Origin of the sequence: Cupriavidus numazuensis, assembly GCF_905397435.1 — a bacterium.
Lineage (GTDB): Bacteria > Pseudomonadota > Gammaproteobacteria > Burkholderiales > Burkholderiaceae > Cupriavidus > Cupriavidus numazuensis.
The window spans coordinates 13,900-31,685 of record NZ_CAJPVI010000032.1 but is presented as its reverse complement, the minus strand read 5'-3'; the positions used below and the strand labels follow the sequence as shown (position 1 = coordinate 31,685).

The following is a 17,786-nucleotide window of genomic DNA, read 5'->3' as shown; positions in this document are numbered from 1 at the left end:
TCCAGCTGCCAGGCTCCCGGCCTGCCCGCCTCAGCGGGCGGCCGGACGCCAGCGCCACCACAGGCGCAGCCCCAGCAGCACGAACACTACCGCGGCGTAGATCGACACTTCGCTGAAGTCGTTCTTGCCAGCCTTGTGCCACCAGTAGTGCAGGATGGCCAGCACTGCGATCGCATACACGGCCTTGTGCAGCGCCTGCCAGCGCTTGCCACCCAGGCGCCGCACCATGCCGTTGGTCGACGTCAGCGCCAGCGGAACCATCAGCACAAACGCCGCGAAGCCAACCGTGATGAACGGCCGCTTGACCACGTCCTTCAGCATGTAGGCGAAATCGAAGCCACGATCCACGCCGATCCACAGCAGGAAGTGCTGCAGCCCGTAGAAGAACGCGAACAGCCCCAGCATGCGGCGCAGGCGCACGAGCCAGTTCCAGCCAGTCAGGCGACGCAGCGGCGTAATCGCCAGCGTCACGCACAGCATCACCAGCGTCCACGTGCCCGTGGACCGCGTCACGAACTCCAGCGGATTGGCGCCGAACTGGCTGGTTGCTCCCAGATACAGCAGCCGCACAAACGGCAGCATCGCGAGCAGCCAGATGGCTACCTTCAGCGTGCGCACCTGCGCCGCAGGCAGGGCCGCCAGTCCGCCGGACCTGCTGCCCGGGACCGCGCCTTGCGCGCGTGTCGGAGTCGGTTGCGAAACCGTCATGTCAGCCCTGCCCATCAGAAGAACTTCCTCAGATCCATGCCCTGGTACAGCGACGCGACCTGCTGGCCGTAGCCGTTGAACGGCAGCGTCTTGCGCTTGGGTGCGAACAGCGCCGCAAACCCGCCGCCGCCGCTATCCTCCCCAATGCGCCGCTCGGTCGCCTGGCTCCAGCGCGGGTGGTCCACATCGGGGTTCACGTTCGAGTAGAAGCCATATTCCTGCGGCGCGGCCAGATTCCAGCTCGTCGGCGGCTGCTTGTCGACGAAGCGGATCTTCACGATGGACTTCGCGCTCTTGAAGCCGTATTTCCACGGCAGCACCATGCGCACGGGCGCCCCGTTCTGGTTCGGCAGCACTTCGCCATAGAGCCCGAAGGTCAGCAGCGCGAGCGGGTGCATCGCCTCGTCCATGCGCAGGCCTTCGCTGTAGGGCCAGTCCAGCACCGAGCTGCTGATGCCGGGCATCTGCTTCTTGTCGGCGAGCGTGATGAACTGCACGTACTTCGCCCCCGGCTGCGGCTCCACGCGGCGGATCAGCTCGGCCAGCGGATAGCCGAGCCACGGGATCACCATCGACCAGCCTTCCACGCAACGCAGCCGGTACACGCGCTCTTCCATCGGGGCGAGCTTCAGCAGCTCGTCGAGGTCATAGACCTTGGGTTTCTTCACCAGGCCTTCCACCGCCACCTGCCACGGACGCGGCCGCAGCGTACCGGCATTGCGCGCCGGGTCGGACTTGTCGGTACCGAATTCGTAGAAGTTGTTGTAGGTGGTGATGTCCTCGTAAGGCGTGCGCTTTTCCGTCACCACGAAGGCGCTGTTCGGCGTGGCCGCCAGCTTGGCTCCGTGATGGCCCTGTTGGGCGCGAGCCTCGCGCGCGAGCCACGGACTCAGCGCAGCACCGGCGGTGCCGGCCGCAGCGAGGGCCAGCAGGCGCCGGCGCGTGGCGAACACATGGCGCGGCGTGATCTCGGAGGCGGCGATATCGTCACCGCGCAGCCACTTCGGGGAGGGAATCAGCATGGTTGTTCCTTGGTACTTCAAACGGCCCGGGAGTTGGACTTCCCGTTGGTCGGTTGGTGCTGGCCATTCCTGACAGCTTTTTTTGCAGGAGGCGGCTGATGCGCCTAGCCGCCCTGGCCCTGGTATTGCTGGTACACGGACTGCGCCAGTGTCAGCAGCCGCGCTCGATCCACCTGCCCGGCCAGCGCGAACCCGAGACTGCGGTCGATCCAGTAGAACGCCATGGGCGCCGCGCCGGGCCGGCCGGGGGCGGCCCGAGGCATCTGTTCGAGCCGGAAGCCCGTGTCGGGCGTACCCTGCGCCATGCGGCGCAATTGCAGCGACAGGCGCGTGCCGTCGTCAGCCTCGTACATGAGGATCGCGGATGGCCCGCCTTCCGCCACGCCGAGGCGGCCGCCGATCAGGTGAAAACCCTGCGGACGCAGGTCGGGTACCTGCAACGGCGCACCGAGGCGCTTGGACAGCCACGCGATCAGATGGGCTTCGTCGGTCGCTGGCACTTCCACGGGATGTCGCACTTCGGGCGCATAAACCGCATGGGAGACCAGCGCTTCGCGCGCAAAGCGCTCGCCGGGCGCCATGGCAATGACAGGGCCGTCCGCCATGCGTCCGTGCGCGACCCAGCCAATCGCGCCGCCCACCACCAGCGAGGCAACAGAGGCACAGGCCGCGATCCATCCGGTGCGCCAGCCGCGCGCGATGCGGTCATGCCGGGGCAAACCGCCACGCAGCGGCTCAGGCAGCGCGGCAAGCGGCACCGGTTCGTTGAGCACGCCATCGAGCGCGCCATGCAATGCGTCCGCCTGCCTGCGCCATTCGGCCACACGTGCCGCCACTTCCGGCCGCTCGGCCAGGTATGCCTCCACGGCTGCGCGGCGGCGGCCGCTTAGCTGGCCGTCGGCGTAGGCATGCAGGTCGGCTTCGTGGATCGGGGACATCATTTCACTCGCTGCAGCGTCGTGGCCGGGTCGGTGGCCTGTGTGGCCGGTTGTGGCCGCCCTGTGCCGTCCAGCAGGATTCGCATGTGTTCGCGCGCTCGCGCCAGGCGGGACATCACGGTGCCAACCGGAACGTTGAGCACCTGTGCGGCCTCGGCATACGTGAACTGCTCCAGGCTGACCAGCAGCAGCACCGCGCGCTGCGCTTCGGGCAAGGCCGTCAACGCTTGCAGCAGATCGCGCCGCAATCCCGGATCCGTTGCCGGGGCGCTGACCTCCGGCAAGGTTTCCATCGCGACGACCAGGTCCTTCCTGCGCACGGCATTCAGGCGCAGGCGGTGCATCAGCGTGAGCAGCCACGGCAGCAGGCCATCGGCGCCATCGCCCCACCATGCCCCCGGGCGCAGGCGGAAGCGCCAGCGGTAACGCAGCGCGCGCTCCAGCGTGTCCTGGACCAGGTCGTCGGCCTGCGCCGCGTCGCTGGTCAGGCCACGCGCGTGGCGCCGCAGGCGCGGCGCCAGTGCGATCAGCTGGCCTTCAAACCCGTCCATGCCTTACCGGACTCAATCCGTCGCGGGGTACTCAGGGCTTGGCGACGTGCCAGACATTGTTGAGGTTGTCGCCCATACGGTCGCCCGCCTTGGCATCCTTGGCGAAGCGGTACAGCGGCATGCCGCGGTAGGCCCACTGCTTGCCGCCGTCTTCACGCGTGATGATGGTGTAGCTGCCCGACGCGCTCGTGTTCGGCGCTGCCATCAGCGGCGGCCAGTTGGTCGCGCACATCCCGTTGCAGGCGCTCTTGCCGCTGTCCTTGGTGTCGCGGTCGAACGTGTACAGCGTCAGGCCTTGCGGATCGGTCAGCACCCCGTCGGTCACCTTGACGGTGGGCGGCATGCTGCCGGCGCCGCCCATCCCCATCCCGCTCATGCCGGAACAGGCAGCCAGCAGGACAACAGAGGTACAGCCAAGGGCCAGTGCGACAGGACGAACGAGAGATGCAGCGGTAGGACGACGCAGACGTGCCATGATGTTCTTCTCCATGCAAGCCGGTGCCGCCAGCCGGCACCGTTCCTCAAGTAAACACCGGATGTGATGCGTTTATTCCCTGCGGACGAAAAAAAACCTGCCCGATGGGCAGGTTTTCTTCATCATGCGCATGGCGCAATCATCACAATTCGCCGTAACTGTGAAGGCCGGACAGGAACATGTTGACGCCCAGGAAGGCAAATGTCGTCACCAGCAGGCCCATCAGCGCCCACCATGCTGCGACCGTGCCGCGCAGCCCCTTCATCAGCCGCATGTGCAGCCAGGCCGCATAGTTCAGCCAGACGATCAGGGCCCAGGTCTCCTTCGGATCCCAGCTCCAGTAGCCGCCCCACGCTTCCGCCGCCCACAGCGCGCCGAGGATGGTCGCGATGGTGAAAAACGCGAAACCGACCGCGATAGCCTTGTACATCACATCGTCGAGCACTTCGAGCGACGGCAGGCGCTCGGCCAGGATGCCGCGCTGCTTGAGCAGGTAGGCCACCGAAACCATCGCCGCGAGTGCGAACGTGCCGTAGCCGATGAAGTTGGCCGGCACGTGGATCTTCATCCACCAGCTCTGCAGTGCCGGCACCAGCGGCTGGATCTCCTGCGCATTGCGGCTGACCGTGTACCAAAGCAGGAAACCCACCGCGGCCGACACCACCAGCATCACGAACGGGCCGAGCGCGCGCGTCGCGTAGCGGCCTTCGTAGTAGAGATAGAACAGCGACGTGATCAGCGTGAACAGCACGAACACTTCATAGAGGTTCGAGATCGGGATATGGCCGATATCCGTGCCGACCAGATACGACTCGTACCAGCGCACCAGCATGCCCGTGAAGCCGAGCACCACCGCCGCCCAGCACAGCTTGCTGCCGATGCTGTAGCCGGTCGCCGAGCGCGTGGCCAGTCCCACCCAGTAGAACAGCGTGGACAGGAACACCAGTGCACTCATCCACAGGATGGCCGACTGGCTGGACAGGAAATACTTCAGGAAGAAGGCCTGGTCGGCGCGCGCGAGCTGGCCCTGGTAGAGCTGCACGGCGAACAGCGACAGCACGGCGAGCCCGACCATCAACGGCCGCACGGGCTTCCAGTGCCAGCCGAGCAGCGCGAAAGTCGGCACCGCGGCAATCAGCACGGCCTTGTCGTAGCCGTTCATCCACTGGCCGTAGCGCGACAGCGCCACGCCGGCGCCGACTGCCAGCAGCACGGCGAAGGCCCAGTCCAGCCACGTGAGCCGGCGCAGGAAGGAAGGTTCGAGGTAGGACTCGTCCAGTACGCCGGAATCGGCAGAAGTTGCTGGGCGCATGGCCGGCCGGGCGGCCTGGTTCACGTTAGAAGACATAGCGTTACCTGCGATCTGCACGCAACCTGAGGCTGCGCCACAAAAGCCGGGCGGCAACCGGAGACGATCGCCACGGTCCGGCCCGACGGGTTCAATGCTGCGCCTGCGCCGAGGTGTCTGTTTCCGCCCCGGCCGCGCGGCCGATGTCGTCGCGCAAGGCGACGAATTCCTTCTCGAAGTCCAGCGTGCGGCGCTGGGTCGACATGGCCATCAGCACATGGCTGCCTGGCGTTGCCGCTTCCGTTGGCACGGTGGCGTCCGCATGGTGTCCCGGATCCTTGATCCAGACCCAGACGCGGCGCTCGCGGATATAGAACATCGAGAACACGCCCAGCACCAGCAGCAGACAGCCAAGATACACGATGTTCTTGCCCGGCGCACGGGTCATCTGGAACACGCTGGCCTTGATCTCCTTGAAGTCGTCGAGCTGCAGGAAGACCGGCGCGCCGTAGAAGAAGCTGTCCGACAGCGCGTTGATCGATTGCTGCAGGAATGCGCCGCTCTGCGCACTGTTGGGCACCACCGGCTGCTTGTCCTGCGCGCGCGCGATCTGCCACAGCTCCCACATCGAGCCATTGAGGATCTTCAGCAACACATCGGCGGCCTTCTGCTGCTCCGCCGCCGGCACCGACTTTTCGAGGAATGACGCGATCGCCGTGAAGCCGCCCGGCGGGGAATCCGGATTCGGGCGGGTCGCGCCGGCAAAAAGGTCCAGCGCGCGCAGTGCGCTTTCGGCAAGCTGGCCACGCAGTTCGGCCTTGTCCGCGCCCGGCATCGACGCGAGCGCAAAGCGACGCGCCGCCTCGCTGCGCATGCCGCGGTCCTGCAGCGCGGCGCGCAGGCGCATCCAGTCGGCCACGCTGCCCTGGTCGTCGGCGGGAATGCGCAGGTAACGGAACGGCTCGTTGGGCGACTCGCGCATGCCAGCCAGGAACACCGACTGGCCATCGAGCTGCACCGGCACCATGTAGTTGTTGTACTCGCGTGCCTGGCCGTTGCGGTCGCGCAGCTTGTACTGCACCGACGGCCCGACATTGCGTAGCGTCTTTTCCTTCTGCGCGCTCGCGGCCGCGCCCAGGTGCGACTCGATGGTCTCGTTGAACGACTTGCGCGCCACGCCACGCACGTCGGGCTTGCCCGAGGCATCGGTGACGTTCTCGATGTTCATCAGGCGGAAGTCGCTGAACTCGACGGTCAGGCCTTCAGTGTCTGCGGCCAGGCCCGTGCCGGTCAGCGGAGCGTTGCCGCCAACGGTGCCGGCAAACGGGAACGTACCGTGGGCCGTGCCCTGCATCGGATAGCCGACGAACTTCAGCTGCGAGCCTCCGTCCTCGAAGCTCGACTGGTAGATCGCGACGCCGTCGACGATCAGCGGCTCATTGACCTTCACCGTCGCATGGGTCTGCTTGCCGGTGGCGCGGTCGGTCACGACCACGTCGGACGCGAACAGCTTGGGCATGCCGGTCGGATAGAAATCGATCGTGAACTTCTTGAGCGTGAGGTTGAACGGCAGGTCCTGCACCAGTGCGCCATCCGCGATATTGAGGATCGCGGTGGAGACGGTCGAGCCTTCAGGCACGAACGCATTGCCGCGGAAGCCCGGGTTGCTGGTCGACAGCCGGTGCTGCGGCGGGATATCGCTGATGACCGCGTTGCCGCGAATCGGCGTCTTGCCACCGAACCACATCTGCGCGCGGATCAGCATGTCGCCATCGAGCAGACCGCCGATGCAGATCACCACGATCGCGGTATGCGCGAGGATATAGCCGAGCTTGTTCGCCGCACCCGCCTTCGCCGCAAGCAGCGTCGCGCCTTCGTGCTCGACCTGCCGGGTACGGTAGCCGCGATTGCGCAGCAACGCCGTGACGCGAGCCGTGGCGTCGGCGCGCGGCCGCGCCGCATTGAATTCGCCGCGATGGTGGAACGCACGCAGGCTGCGTTCGCGCACATGGTCCTTCCACGAACGCATGTCGACGATCATCTTCGGCGCGTTGCGCACGAGGCACAGCGATGTCGACACCACCAGGAACGCCAGGATCAGCAGAAACCACCACGAGCCGTAGACCTTCTGCAGCGACAGCGCATGGAAGACATCGGCCCAGAACGGCCCGAACTGGTTCACATAGTTCGGGTACGGCTCGTTCTGCTTGAGCACGGTACCCACGATGCTGGCAATGGCGATCACCGTCAGCAGGGAAATCGCAAAGCGCATCGAGGACAACAATTCGACCGCGTCGCGCAACACGCGGTGGGGGGTCTTCAGGTGCAGGCCTGAAGTGGAAGCGGTCGACATGTGCAGTGCAGCAGTAAGCTTTGAAATAAAAAAGGGTGGACATGCTTGGCAAGCAGGCCACCCTCTTCGATTGTTGCCGACGCCAACGGTTTCATCCTGCTTCGTGCCCCGCTCCTGCGAGGCGCAGGCCAACCGTCCGGCCGGCGCGGAACGACTTAGCGAACGCCGGCGACGTAATCCGCCACGGCCTTGATCTCGGCGTCCGACATCTTGGCGGCGATGGTCGTCATCACCGGATTGTTCTTGCGGGTGCCCTGGCGGAATGCCACAAGCTGAGCTTCGGTGTAATCGGACCACTGGCCGCCAATGCGCGGATACTGGGCCGGAATACCGGCGCCGGTCGGGCCATGGCAGGCGGCGCAAGCCGGCACGCCCTTGGCGGCGATGCCCGCGCGGTAGATCTTCTGGCCGGCTTCGATCGTGTCCTTGTTCTTGGCGGTGGCCGGCTTGATCGGCTGCTTGGCAAGATAGGCGCCGATGTCCTTCATTTCCTGGTCGTTCAGCGCGCCAGCCAGCGGCGACATGATCGCGTTATTGCGCGACTTGTCCTTGAAGTTGGCCAGTTGCTTGTGGACGTATTCGGGATGCTGCGCGGCCAGCTTCGGGTTGGCGGCGGCGCCGCTGTTGCCGTTGGCACCGTGGCAGCTCAGGCAGGCGGGGACATTGCGATCGGGCGCGCCCTGCGTATACAGCGTTTCGCCCTTTGCCGGATCTGCCTTCGCGGCGGCCTGCTCGGAGGCAGAGGCCAGACCGGTCATGGCGGTTGCAGGCAGGGCCAGCACCAGGACACCCAGAAGCTTCGCAATGCGGTTCATTCGCACACCTTGTCTGAATTGTATTGAATACCGTAGTGCATGCCGGCCGGCACTTTGCGGGCGGAGGACGCGCCCTTGCAAGGCCCTGCATCGTGGTGGCAACGACCGAAAAACCGGTCAGGCCGGTGCGCCAGGCAGCAGACCCCGCCTTCCTGGCGCCGCTCACGATGGAACGGCAAACACGGCCTTCCGTCCGGATGGAACGGGTCACCGGCAACGCGGCCATGGATGCCCTGCGTCACCCGGTCAGGAGACCGTAAACCGGCGTATTGTACAATAAATAATGTGCCGGATTGATGCCATGGGGCCCCTGTGCCTGTGCTGGATCAATTCCGGCGGCCTGGCCGATCCCGTGCCGCCAGCCTTACCACCTCGGCGTGACCGTGGTTGCCGCGTTTCGCGCATGTCGCGCCCGCCGCAATCAGCCCGCCCCACCCGCTTCAGCGCATGTCCCTCCTACACCAGGCCCGCTTTTTCACGACCGTCAACCATCTGCGCGACCTGCCTGCCACGGCGGTGCCCGAAGTCGCGTTCGCCGGACGCTCCAACGCCGGCAAGTCGACGGCCATCAACATCCTCTGCAACCAGAAGCGCCTGGCCTTTTCGTCTCGCACGCCGGGCCGCACGCAGCACATCAACTACTTCACGGTGGCCCCGGTAAAAGCGCCGGATCCGATCGCTTTCCTGGTCGACTTGCCGGGCTATGGCTATGCCGAGGTGTCCGGCTCCGCCAAGTACCACTGGCAAGGGCTGCTCAGCGATTACGTGCAGACCCGGACGCAGCTGTCGGGACTGATCCTGATGATGGACGCTCGCCGCCCCTTCACTGATCTCGATTGCCAGATGGTCGAGTGGTTCTTGCCCACCGGCAAGCCGGTGCATGTGCTGCTGACCAAGGCCGACAAGCTCACCAACAGCGAAAACGCCAAGGCCCTGCGCGAAACGCGGAAGATGCTGGAGGCCTATGCGGAGCAACTCGCCACGCCGGTGCCCCTGACCGCCCAACTGTTCTCCAGCCTCAAACGCCGCGGCATCGAAGAAGCACAGCGGGTCATCGCGGGCTGGTTGTCACTGCCCGAAGCACAGGCAGCGGCGCCCGCAGAACAACCGGCTGCGCCGGGCGCGTCCGAGTGACACGACCATAGCGCGCGGACAAAAAAAAGCCCCGTTGCAAGCAACGGGGACGAACTTTCCCGCCGGTTGAGGCGGGTACCCGCTCAGGGAGGAGTAGCGGGGGACACCGCGCCACGCGGGGCGCAACGCAAGGTGTCCGCGAGTATGATAGCGGGCACGCACAAAAGTTTAGTTTTTCTGCGGAATGCGCTACGGCGTGCCCACCGCTGGTCGGCGGTGAACCATTTTCCGCACATTTCCTCCTCTGAACTTCCCCCTTCAAGCTGCCATGTCTGCCTTTCCCGAGTACCGTCCCCGCCGCATGCGTCGCGATGATTTCTCGCGGCGCCTGATGCGCGAGCACCGGTTGTCCCCGGACAACCTGATCTACCCCGTGTTCATCCTTGACGGGCAGAACCAGCGCCAGCCGGTGGCCTCGATGCCGGGCGTGGAGCGTGTGTCGGTCGACCTGCTGCTCCCGGTGGCCGAGGACTGCGTGAAGCTAGGCATCCCCGTGATCGCACTGTTCCCGGTCATCGACCCGTCACTGAAGACTCCCGACGGCATCGAGGCGACCAATGTCGACGGCCTGGTGCCGCGCGCCGTACGCGCGCTGAAGGACCGATTCCCCGAACTCGGCGTGCTGACCGACGTGGCGCTCGACCCGTACACAAGCCACGGCCAGGACGGCGTGCTCGATGACAATGGCTACGTGATCAACGACCAGACCGTCGAGATCCTGGTCAGGCAGGCGCTGGTGCAGGCCGAGGCAGGCGTCGACATCGTCGCCCCGTCCGACATGATGGATGGCCGCATCGGTGCCGTGCGCATGGCGCTGGAAGACGCGGGCCACATCCACACGCGCATCATGGCGTACTCGGCCAAGTACGCGTCGGCGTTCTACGGTCCGTTCCGCGACGCCGTCGGCTCGGCCGCCAATCTGGGCAAGGGCAACAAGATGACCTACCAGATGGATCCGGCCAACACCGACGAGGCGCTGCGCGAAGTCGCCCAGGACATCATGGAAGGCGCCGACATGGTGATGGTCAAGCCCGGCATGCCATACCTGGACATCGTTCGCCGCGTGAAGGACGAGTTCCGCTTCCCGACCTACGTCTACCAGGTCAGCGGCGAGTACGCGATGCTCAAGGCCGCCGCGCAGAACGGCTGGCTGGACCACGACAAGGTGATGATGGAATCGCTGCTGGCATTCCGCCGCGCCGGCGCCGACGGCATCCTGACCTACTTCGCGCGCGACGCCGCGCGCCTGCTCGCCGGCTGAGGCCACGCCCCACGCATGGAGCTGCTAGGCTTTTCGGCCAGCCAGGTTCACCCGCTCGCCTCGCTCGCCGAGGCGGCGGCGTTCCTCGGCGGCAACGCGACGGCCCGCTTTGTCTGGGCCGATTTCTCGATCGAAGAGGTGTCCGCTGCGCCGGACGCCTGGCGCGAGAACGTGCGGCAGCTTGCCGGCGCGCCGATCCTCGACCTGCATTTGACCGATGCCACCAACACGGCGCATCCGTCGTATTTCGACACGACGCATGCGTACGACATGGTGATCTTCCGCAAGCTGACCTTCGAGACCAGCCGCGCGATCGCCGAGGCGGACGGCTCGCCGGCGCCAGCGGTCGAAGCCGCCCCGAAGGCGCGGCGTCATCCTCCCGGCTTCCTGCCGGCACTGGCCCGGATTGACACCCAGCCGGTCACCTTCTTCGTCTTCGACACAGTACTTGTCACCGTCCGGCCGGGCCCGTCGCGCACGATCGACCAGGTACGCCAGCGCTTGCTGGAATCTTGCCAAGAGCCGCGCCCCATCGCACCGAAAGCGAATGGCCACGCCCCGTTGCTGCATGGCACACGGCCGCCGAGCCGGCCCGAGGACCTGATGCTGCGCCTGCTCAACGCCATGGTCGACCGCTATCTCGAACTGCGCGCGCCACTCACGCGGCAGCTCGACCGCTGGCAACGCGCGCTGCTCAATTCGCGGCGCAGTTTCTCGAGCTGGGAAGGGCTGCTGGATGCACGCATCCAGCTACGCAGGCTCGAACACCTGAGCGAAGAACAGCGCGATGCGCTGCAGGAATTCCGCGACAGCGTGCTGGACAACCGCTACAGCGCCGATCCGACCGAGCCAGCGGACAAGGCACCCGGCCGCGACGAAGTGCTGCTCGTTCGGATCAACGACCTCATGGAGCACATCCAGCGCGTGCTTGCGCATGCGCGGCGGCTCGAAGATTCGATCGAGTCCGCAGTCCAGATCCATTTTTCAGCGGTGGCCCACCGGACCAACCGCACCATGCGCACGCTGACGCTGATCACGGCGCTGTTCATGCCGCTGACGCTGATCACCGGCATCTTCGGCATGAACTTCGAACGCATGCCGTGGCTGCGTGAGCCCGACGGCTTCTGGTGGTCGATCGGCCTGATGGGCGCCGTAGTGGTGGTCCTGGCCGCCGTGTGGGCGCTTGGGCGGCAACTGGAGCGGTAAGACTCAGGTGCTGGGACGCGTGCCGAATGCACGCTCCAGACTGTCCAGGAAGCGGCCGGCGGACTGGTAGCCGATCACGCGCACGGGCCGTTCGCGGCCATCGGCGCCGAACAGGATGATCCCCGGCGGGCCGAACAGGCCGAAGCGCTTGAGCAGCGCCTTGTCATCGGCGTTGTTGGCGGTGACGTCGGCCTGCAGCAGCACGATTTCCGACATGCGCGCCCGAACCTTGGCGTCCGTGAACGTCAGGTGCTCCATTTCCTTGCAACTCACGCACCAGTCGGCATAAAAGTCGAGTAGCACGGGCTTGCCGGCGGCGGCGGCCTGGGCCACGCGCGCATCCAGTTCCGCCACGCTGCGGATGCGCTCAAATCGCACCGCCTGGGGTCCCGCCCCCGCTCCCGTTCCCGCTGCACCGCCGGCGACGCGCGCGAGGTTCAGGTGCGCCAACGGTTGCAGCGGATCCCGGCCACCAGAGGCCAGCCCCAGAAGCAGGATGGCACCTGCCAGCGCGGCCAGCACACCGAGTCCCTTGCCGAGCCTCGCCAGACCGCGGGCTTCGGCGCCAAGTGCGTCAAAGGCGCCCAGGAACACGGCGGCCACCAGGAGCAACGCCGCCCACAATGCCATGGTCAGCCACGCCGGCAGCACCGGCGTCACCATCCAGATGGCCACGCCCAACAGCAGGAAGCCGAAGAAACGCTTGGTGGCCTCCATCCAGTGCCCGGCGCGCGGCAGCAGGTTGCCTGCGCCAACACCCACAAGCACCAGTGGAACGCCCATGCCCAGCGCCATGGCCAGCAACGCGGTGCCACCGGTCACCGCATCGCGCGTCTGCGCGATATACGCGAGCGCACCGGCAAGCGGCGCCGTCACGCACGGGCCGACGATCAGCGCGGAGATCGCCCCCATGGCTGCAGCGCCGATCACCTGGCCGCCCTGGCGGCGGTTGGACGTCGCCGTCAGCCGCGTCTGCCAATGCTGCGGCAGCTGAAGCTCATAGAGCCCGAACATCGACAGCGACAGCGCCACCATCAGCGCCGCGAACGCGGCCAGCACGGCAGGCGTCTGCAGGGCTGCGGCCAGGCTCTCGCCGAGCAGCCCCGCGGCCACGCCGATCGCCGTATAGACGACGGCCATGCCCAGCACATAGGCCAGCGACACCACCAGCGCACGGCTGCGCGTCGCGTGTTCGCCGACGACGATGGACGACAGGATAGGCACCATCGGCAGCACGCATGGCGTGAAGGTCAGCAGCAGGCCAAGGCCAAAGAACAATGCGAGGACGACGCCAAGGTTGCGGCTGGCCAGAACGCCGGCGATGCGGTCGTTCTCGTCGAGGCGCGCCGCCGGCGCAACGGCTTCCGTACTGGGTCTGGTCGACGCTGCCGGCGGCACGGTTGCCTCACTGCGCGGTCTGTCGGCGAACAGGTTCCCCAAGGTCGAGCCGCCGACCTTGTAGACGCTCTCCATCGGCGGGTAGCACAGCCCCTTGTCGGCACAGCCCTGGGACGTGACGACGAGCGACCATTTGCCATCAGCCGGCGCAGACTGCACCGGCACGCGGATCACCACCGCATCACGGTAAGTCTCCATCTCCTTGCCGAAGGTCTCGTCGAATTTCACCTTGCCGTGAGGAAACTCGGGTTGGCCGAGGCGCACCGTGTCGGGCTGGGCAGCAAAGGCGAAGCGCTCGCGGTACAGGTAGTAACCGCTAGCCACATCAAAGCGCACTTCGATGGTCTGTGGGTCGATCTGCCGGGCGGCAAAGCGGAACGCCTGCTCAGGGGGCAGGAAATCGTCTTCCGTGGCCGCATGGGCGCCCGCGACCAGGCTCAACCAGGCCACCATCACCGCCAGCACTGCGGCAATATGCCGCGCCCAGCCCGCGCCGTATGACCGCGCCGAAAGCGCAAAACCCATGCTCATAGACCTTCCTGAATCCTTTCTGTCACTCTGCGATGCTGTGTGCCCGGCGCCTCAATCCTCGCCTTGCTCGGCGCGAGTTACCTCGCTCCGCACCCATTCGAGATAGGGTCCGAATCCCTGGCTCACGGGCCAGGCGATGATTTCCGGCACATCATAGGGATGATTGGCGCGGATCACAGCCTCCAGCGCCGCATACCGTCCACGCGTGGTCTTGGCCAGCAGGGGCCATTCCGTGGCCTGTTCCAGCTTGCCTTGCCACCAGTACTCCGATTCCACGGGCGCAAGACGGTTCACGCACGCGCATGCGCGCGCTTCGAGCAAAGCCCGCGAAAGCCGAGCCGCGGCGTCTGCATCGGGCAGGTTGGTCAGTACAGCAATGACCGCCTCGTTGTCGCCGTCGCCGGCGTTTTGTGGACTGTTACTGGCTTGCATCCGGCCCCTCCGAATCCTGGCGCACAAAACAAAAGAGCCAGGCAAATTGCCTGGCTCGATTGTAAGCGGTGTGTCCGAACCCGTCGGGAGACGGGCGGGAACCCAACCTTACTCAGCAGCTTCTTCAGCCGGAGCTTCGGTGATTTCCGGACGATCCACCAGCTCGACCAGCGCCATCGGCGCATTGTCGCCCTGACGGAAGCCGAACTTCAGGATACGCGTGTAGCCGCCCGGACGAGCGTTGTAACGCGGGCCCAGTTCGGTGAACAGCTTGGTGACCATGTCGCGGTCGCGCAGACGGGCGAAAGCCAGACGGCGGTTGGCAACGGTGTCCTTCTTGGCCAGCGTGATGAGCGGCTCGACAACCTTGCGCAGTTCCTTGGCCTTGGGCAGGGTGGTCTTGATCAGCTCGTGCTGGAACAGCGAGTTGGACATGTTGCGCAGCATCGCGAGACGGTGCGACGAGGTGCGGTTCAGTTTCCGCAGACCATGACGGTGACGCATGATGATTCCTTTTCAGATTGAGTGTTTGACCAGCTCTTCTATCACCCCTGGAGCAAGCTCCCGAGACGCGGGCCGGTAGTCATACATGCCTCGGCCGAAACCGAGGCGGTTACCGCAGCACGAGGCCATTGCCCCGCGCCACAATTACTTGTCCAGACCGGCGGGCGGCCAGTTCTCGAGCTTCATGCCGAGCGTCAGGCCACGAGAGGCGAGGACTTCCTTGATCTCGTTGAGCGACTTGCGACCCAGGTTCGGGGTCTTGAGCAGCTCGTTCTCGGTACGCTGGATCAGGTCGCCGATGTAGTAGATGTTCTCTGCCTTCAGGCAGTTAGCCGAACGCACGGTCAGCTCCAGGTCGTCGACCGGGCGCAGCAGGATCGGGTCGATCTGCGGTGCACGGCTCGAAGCGGCCTCGGCGGCGGACTCGGTGCCTTCCAGCGCTGCGAACACCGACAGCTGGTCAACCAGGATACGGGCAGACTGGCGAATCGCTTCCTCCGGCGAGATCACGCCGTCGGTTTCGATGTTCATCACCAGCTTGTCCAGGTCGGTACGCTGCTCGACGCGGGCGGACTCGACGGCGTACGACACGCGGCGCACCGGCGAGAACGAAGCGTCCAGCACGATACGGCCGATCACCTTGCTCGACTCGTCGCCGAACTTGCGCACGTTGCCAGGCACGTAGCCACGGCCTTGCTCGACCTTGATCTGCATGTCCAGCTTGCCGCCGGCCGACAGGTGGGCGATGACGTGGTTCGGGTTGATGATCTCGACGTCGTGCGGCAGCTCGATATCGGCTGCAGTCACGATGCCTTCACCATCCTTGCGCAGCGAAACCGTGACTTCGTCGCGGTTGTGCAGCTTGAACACGACGCCCTTCAGGTTGAGCAGCAGGTTGACGACGTCTTCCTGCACGCCGTCGATGGTGGAATACTCATGGACCACCCCAGCGATCGTCACTTCGGTCGGAGCATAACCGACCATCGACGACAGCAGCACGCGACGCAGGGCGTTACCGAGCGTATGGCCGTAGCCGCGCTCGAACGGCTCCATCACGACTTTGGCGTGATGGTCGCCCAGAGGCTCGACGGCAATGATTTTTGGCTTGAGGAGTGCTGTTTGCATTAGGTTGTCCTTTTCAATACCCTCGGCTCGTTACACCGATAAGGCTGACGTTTGGAACCTTGAAATCCCATCGCACGATGGGCAACAAGCCCGACCGCGCATAGTGCGCGGCGGGCTGCAGAAGGAGAGGCTTTGCGGCGAACGCAAGCGCTGAGTCGTCTTGCCCGCGGATTAACGCGAGTACAGTTCGACGATCAGGCTTTCGTTGATGTCGCCCGAGATGTCGGCGCGATCCGGAACTTGCTTGAAGGTGCCCTCGAACTTCTTGGCATCCACGGCAACCCAGGTCGGGAAACCCGACTGCTCGGCCAGCGACAGCGCTTCAGCGATACGAACTTGCTTCTTCGACGCCTCGCGAATGGTGATGACGTCGCCCGACTTGATCTGGGCCGACGGCACGTTCAGAGTCTGACCATTCACCAGAATCGCCTTGTGCGACACCAGCTGGCGTGCCTCAGCGCGGGTCGAGCCAAAGCCCATGCGGTACACCACGTTGTCCAGGCGCGATTCCAGCAGTTGCAGCAGCTTTTCACCGGTGTTGCCCTTGCGGCGATCGGCTTCGGCGAAGTAGCGGCGGAACTGGCGCTCGAGCACACCGTAGATGCGCTTGACCTTCTGCTTTTCACGCAGTTGGTTGCCGTAGTCGGAGGTGCGGGCACCCGAGGTGCGGCCATGCTGGCCCGGCTTGCTGTCCAGCTTGCACTTGTCGGCGAGCGAGCGACGGGCGCTCTTCAGGAACAGGTCGGTACCTTCACGGCGGGAGAGTTTGGCCTTCGGGCCGGTATAACGTGCCACGTTGTCTTCCTTTGTTCGATCGCGACGCCTGTGTTGACGCGCCGCGAGTCCGCCAGCGCTGTCCACCGGGAATTGCCGGCGACCGTGACGGACGGTGGGCTTATGAAGCGCGCCCCGTTAACGGGTACGACGCTGAAAGCAGTTACAGAGCGCAACCGAAATGTGCTTTATGCGACATTTCCGTCGGACAAAACGAAAACCTGCCGCATCAAATGCAGCAGGTCAACGCGCGATACTACCATATCCGAGGCCGGCAGGTAAACCCGCCGGTCCGGACACGCCGACGCTTAGATGCGGCGGCGCTTCGGCGGACGGCAGCCGTTGTGCGGAACCGGCGTGACGTCTTCGATGATCGCGATCTTGATGCCCAGCGCGTTCAGCGCGCGGACAGCCGACTCACGACCCGGGCCCGGGCCCTTGATGCGCACTTCCAGGTTCTTGATACCCTGGTCTTGCGCCACGCGGCCGGCGTTCTCGGCAGCGACCTGAGCAGCGAACGGGGTCGACTTGCGCGAACCCTTGAAGCCCTGGCCACCAGCGGTCGCCCACGACAGGGCGTTGCCCTGACGGTCGGTGATCGTGATGATGGTGTTGTTGAACGAAGCGTGGACGTGCGCAATGCCGTCGGCAACGTTCTTCTTGACCTTTTTACGCGCGCGAGCGGCGTTATTCGGACCTTTTGCCATTAGTTTCTTCCTCTGCCTTCGGCTTTACTTCTTCAGAGCCACGCCGGCCTTGCGCGGACCCTTGCGGGTACGGGCATTCGTGCGCGTACGCTGGCCGCGCATCGGCAGGCCCTTGCGGTGACGCATGCCACGATAGCAACCAAGGTCCATCAGACGCTTGATGTTCATCGTGGTTTCACGACGCAGGTCACCCTCGACCGTGACCTTGCCCACTTCGTCACGAAGCTTTTCCAGGTCAGCGTCGGTCAGATCCTTGACCTTCTTGTCAAACGGTACACCGGTGGCCTCGCAAATCTTGCGAGCGCGCGAGCGGCCGACACCATAAATAGCCGTCAGGCCGATTTCGGTGTGCTTGTGGTTCGGGATGTTAACCCCTGCGATACGTGCCATTCGTCAATCCTCTTTCCGATTAGCCTTGGCGTTGCTTGTGGCGGGGATCCGACGAGCAGATCACGCGCACGACACCGTTGCGCTTGATGATTTTGCAGTTGCGGCAAATGCGCTTAACAGAAGCCAGCACTTTCATAATTTTTCCTCTTCCTTCTATTCCTGTTCGCTCACTTC

General features: G+C 65.1%; 19 protein-coding genes. 3 read left to right on the top strand and 16 right to left on the bottom strand.

Going from position 1 to position 17,786, the window contains the following annotated elements; all coding sequences use genetic code 11:
* Nucleotides 1-30: 30 nt before the first annotated feature.
* From msrQ to KHO41_RS23715, 8 genes are all read right to left on the bottom strand, one after another.
* Nucleotides 31-708, bottom strand: coding sequence for a protein-methionine-sulfoxide reductase heme-binding subunit MsrQ (gene msrQ, locus KHO41_RS23750; protein ID WP_211955717.1), 678 nt, complete (start codon nucleotides 706-708; stop codon nucleotides 31-33).
* Between the two features lie 14 nt (nucleotides 709-722).
* Nucleotides 723-1,730, bottom strand: a complete 1,008-nt coding sequence (gene msrP / locus KHO41_RS23745) for a protein-methionine-sulfoxide reductase catalytic subunit MsrP (RefSeq protein WP_211955716.1) — start codon at nucleotides 1,728-1,730, stop codon at nucleotides 723-725.
* Nucleotides 1,731-1,834: 104 nt separating this feature from the next.
* The gene (locus KHO41_RS23740) at nucleotides 1,835-2,671 is read right to left on the bottom strand and encodes an anti-sigma factor family protein (RefSeq protein ID WP_211955715.1); all 837 of its coding nucleotides are present in this window, start codon (nucleotides 2,669-2,671) and stop codon (nucleotides 1,835-1,837) included.
* On the bottom strand, nucleotides 2,668-3,219 hold the full coding sequence (locus KHO41_RS23735) for an RNA polymerase sigma factor (protein ID WP_211955714.1): 552 nt from the start codon (nucleotides 3,217-3,219) through the stop codon (nucleotides 2,668-2,670). The genes KHO41_RS23740 and KHO41_RS23735 overlap by 4 nt, the downstream gene beginning before the upstream one ends.
* Nucleotides 3,220-3,250: 31 nt before the next feature.
* Nucleotides 3,251-3,694: a COG4315 family predicted lipoprotein gene (locus KHO41_RS23730; RefSeq protein WP_211955713.1), complete on the bottom strand. Its 444-nt coding sequence runs from the start codon at nucleotides 3,692-3,694 to the stop codon at nucleotides 3,251-3,253.
* A 142-nt stretch (nucleotides 3,695-3,836) separates the two neighbouring features.
* Nucleotides 3,837-5,042, bottom strand: coding sequence for a c-type cytochrome biogenesis protein CcsB (gene ccsB, locus KHO41_RS23725; protein WP_376989635.1), 1,206 nt, complete (start codon nucleotides 5,040-5,042; stop codon nucleotides 3,837-3,839).
* 91 nt (nucleotides 5,043-5,133) lie between these two features.
* Nucleotides 5,134-7,335, bottom strand: coding sequence for a cytochrome c biogenesis protein ResB (locus KHO41_RS23720; RefSeq protein WP_211955712.1), 2,202 nt, complete (start codon nucleotides 7,333-7,335; stop codon nucleotides 5,134-5,136).
* Between the two features lie 155 nt (nucleotides 7,336-7,490).
* The gene (locus tag KHO41_RS23715) at nucleotides 7,491-8,150 is read right to left on the bottom strand and encodes a c-type cytochrome (RefSeq protein WP_011299290.1); all 660 of its coding nucleotides are present in this window, start codon (nucleotides 8,148-8,150) and stop codon (nucleotides 7,491-7,493) included.
* A gap of 447 nt (nucleotides 8,151-8,597) precedes the next feature.
* Here KHO41_RS23715 and yihA point away from each other — a divergent pair, with 447 nt between their 5' ends.
* The 3 genes from yihA to KHO41_RS23700 all read left to right on the top strand — a co-directional run bounded on the left by yihA (nucleotide 8,598) and on the right by KHO41_RS23700 (nucleotide 11,751).
* Nucleotides 8,598-9,284: a ribosome biogenesis GTP-binding protein YihA/YsxC gene (gene yihA, locus KHO41_RS23710; RefSeq protein ID WP_211955711.1), complete on the top strand. Its 687-nt coding sequence runs from the start codon at nucleotides 8,598-8,600 to the stop codon at nucleotides 9,282-9,284.
* Between the two features lie 268 nt (nucleotides 9,285-9,552).
* Entirely contained in the window at nucleotides 9,553-10,545 is a 993-nt protein-coding gene (gene hemB / locus KHO41_RS23705) for a porphobilinogen synthase (RefSeq protein WP_211955710.1), read from the top strand.
* 15 nt (nucleotides 10,546-10,560) lie between these two features.
* A complete protein-coding gene (locus KHO41_RS23700) occupies nucleotides 10,561-11,751 on the top strand; it encodes a magnesium transporter CorA family protein (protein ID WP_211955709.1) in 1,191 nt (396 codons plus the stop codon).
* Between the two features lie 3 nt (nucleotides 11,752-11,754).
* On the opposite strand, the gene dsbD is transcribed toward KHO41_RS23700, so the two are convergent.
* The 8 genes from dsbD to rpmJ all read right to left on the bottom strand — a co-directional run bounded on the left by dsbD (nucleotide 11,755) and on the right by rpmJ (nucleotide 17,748).
* On the bottom strand, nucleotides 11,755-13,680 hold the full coding sequence (gene dsbD, locus KHO41_RS23695) for a protein-disulfide reductase DsbD (protein WP_211955708.1): 1,926 nt from the start codon (nucleotides 13,678-13,680) through the stop codon (nucleotides 11,755-11,757).
* Between the two features lie 51 nt (nucleotides 13,681-13,731).
* Nucleotides 13,732-14,112: a divalent-cation tolerance protein CutA gene (gene cutA, locus KHO41_RS23690; RefSeq protein ID WP_211955707.1), complete on the bottom strand. Its 381-nt coding sequence runs from the start codon at nucleotides 14,110-14,112 to the stop codon at nucleotides 13,732-13,734.
* Nucleotides 14,113-14,220: 108 nt separating this feature from the next.
* Nucleotides 14,221-14,616, bottom strand: coding sequence for a 50S ribosomal protein L17 (gene rplQ / locus KHO41_RS23685; RefSeq protein ID WP_011299296.1), 396 nt, complete (start codon nucleotides 14,614-14,616; stop codon nucleotides 14,221-14,223).
* A gap of 144 nt (nucleotides 14,617-14,760) precedes the next feature.
* Nucleotides 14,761-15,741, bottom strand: a complete 981-nt coding sequence (locus tag KHO41_RS23680; RefSeq protein WP_011299297.1) for a DNA-directed RNA polymerase subunit alpha — start codon at nucleotides 15,739-15,741, stop codon at nucleotides 14,761-14,763.
* Nucleotides 15,742-15,912: 171 nt separating this feature from the next.
* Nucleotides 15,913-16,536: a 30S ribosomal protein S4 gene (gene rpsD, locus KHO41_RS23675; protein WP_211955706.1), complete on the bottom strand. Its 624-nt coding sequence runs from the start codon at nucleotides 16,534-16,536 to the stop codon at nucleotides 15,913-15,915.
* A 287-nt stretch (nucleotides 16,537-16,823) separates the two neighbouring features.
* Nucleotides 16,824-17,222: a 30S ribosomal protein S11 gene (gene rpsK / locus KHO41_RS23670; RefSeq protein ID WP_211955705.1), complete on the bottom strand. Its 399-nt coding sequence runs from the start codon at nucleotides 17,220-17,222 to the stop codon at nucleotides 16,824-16,826.
* Nucleotides 17,223-17,246: 24 nt separating this feature from the next.
* Nucleotides 17,247-17,612, bottom strand: coding sequence for a 30S ribosomal protein S13 (gene rpsM / locus KHO41_RS23665; RefSeq protein ID WP_010812377.1), 366 nt, complete (start codon nucleotides 17,610-17,612; stop codon nucleotides 17,247-17,249).
* 19 nt (nucleotides 17,613-17,631) lie between these two features.
* The gene (rpmJ, locus tag KHO41_RS23660; protein ID WP_008642959.1) at nucleotides 17,632-17,748 is read right to left on the bottom strand and encodes a 50S ribosomal protein L36; all 117 of its coding nucleotides are present in this window, start codon (nucleotides 17,746-17,748) and stop codon (nucleotides 17,632-17,634) included.
* Nucleotides 17,749-17,786 lie beyond the last annotated feature (38 nt).

Bases quoted from the DNA above. Each gene is read 5' to 3' on its own strand.
- rpsK (WP_211955705.1), bottom strand. From the start codon at position 17,222: ATGGCAAAAGGTCCGAATAACGCCGCTCGCGCGCGTAAAAAGGTCAAG.
- KHO41_RS23720 (WP_211955712.1), bottom strand. From the start codon at position 7,335: ATGTCGACCGCTTCCACTTCAGGCCTGCACCTGAAGACCCCCCACCGC.
- msrQ (WP_211955717.1), bottom strand. From the start codon at position 708: ATGACGGTTTCGCAACCGACTCCGACACGCGCGCAAGGCGCGGTCCCG.
- rplQ (WP_011299296.1), bottom strand. From the start codon at position 14,616: ATGCGTCACCGTCATGGTCTGCGGAAACTGAACCGCACCTCGTCGCAC.
- KHO41_RS23700 (WP_211955709.1), top strand. From the start codon at position 10,561: ATGGAGCTGCTAGGCTTTTCGGCCAGCCAGGTTCACCCGCTCGCCTCG.
- KHO41_RS23730 (WP_211955713.1), bottom strand. From the start codon at position 3,694: ATGGCACGTCTGCGTCGTCCTACCGCTGCATCTCTCGTTCGTCCTGTC.
- KHO41_RS23740 (WP_211955715.1), bottom strand. From the start codon at position 2,671: ATGATGTCCCCGATCCACGAAGCCGACCTGCATGCCTACGCCGACGGC.
- hemB (WP_211955710.1), top strand. From the start codon at position 9,553: ATGTCTGCCTTTCCCGAGTACCGTCCCCGCCGCATGCGTCGCGATGAT.
- rpmJ (WP_008642959.1), bottom strand. From the start codon at position 17,748: ATGAAAGTGCTGGCTTCTGTTAAGCGCATTTGCCGCAACTGCAAAATC.
- ccsB (WP_376989635.1), bottom strand. From the start codon at position 5,042: ATGTCTTCTAACGTGAACCAGGCCGCCCGGCCGGCCATGCGCCCAGCA.
- cutA (WP_211955707.1), bottom strand. From the start codon at position 14,112: ATGCAAGCCAGTAACAGTCCACAAAACGCCGGCGACGGCGACAACGAG.
- KHO41_RS23680 (WP_011299297.1), bottom strand. From the start codon at position 15,741: ATGCAAACAGCACTCCTCAAGCCAAAAATCATTGCCGTCGAGCCTCTG.
- rpsM (WP_010812377.1), bottom strand. From the start codon at position 17,612: ATGGCACGTATCGCAGGGGTTAACATCCCGAACCACAAGCACACCGAA.
- KHO41_RS23715 (WP_011299290.1), bottom strand. From the start codon at position 8,150: ATGAACCGCATTGCGAAGCTTCTGGGTGTCCTGGTGCTGGCCCTGCCT.
- dsbD (WP_211955708.1), bottom strand. From the start codon at position 13,680: ATGAGCATGGGTTTTGCGCTTTCGGCGCGGTCATACGGCGCGGGCTGG.
- KHO41_RS23735 (WP_211955714.1), bottom strand. From the start codon at position 3,219: ATGGACGGGTTTGAAGGCCAGCTGATCGCACTGGCGCCGCGCCTGCGG.
- msrP (WP_211955716.1), bottom strand. From the start codon at position 1,730: ATGCTGATTCCCTCCCCGAAGTGGCTGCGCGGTGACGATATCGCCGCC.
- yihA (WP_211955711.1), top strand. From the start codon at position 8,598: ATGTCCCTCCTACACCAGGCCCGCTTTTTCACGACCGTCAACCATCTG.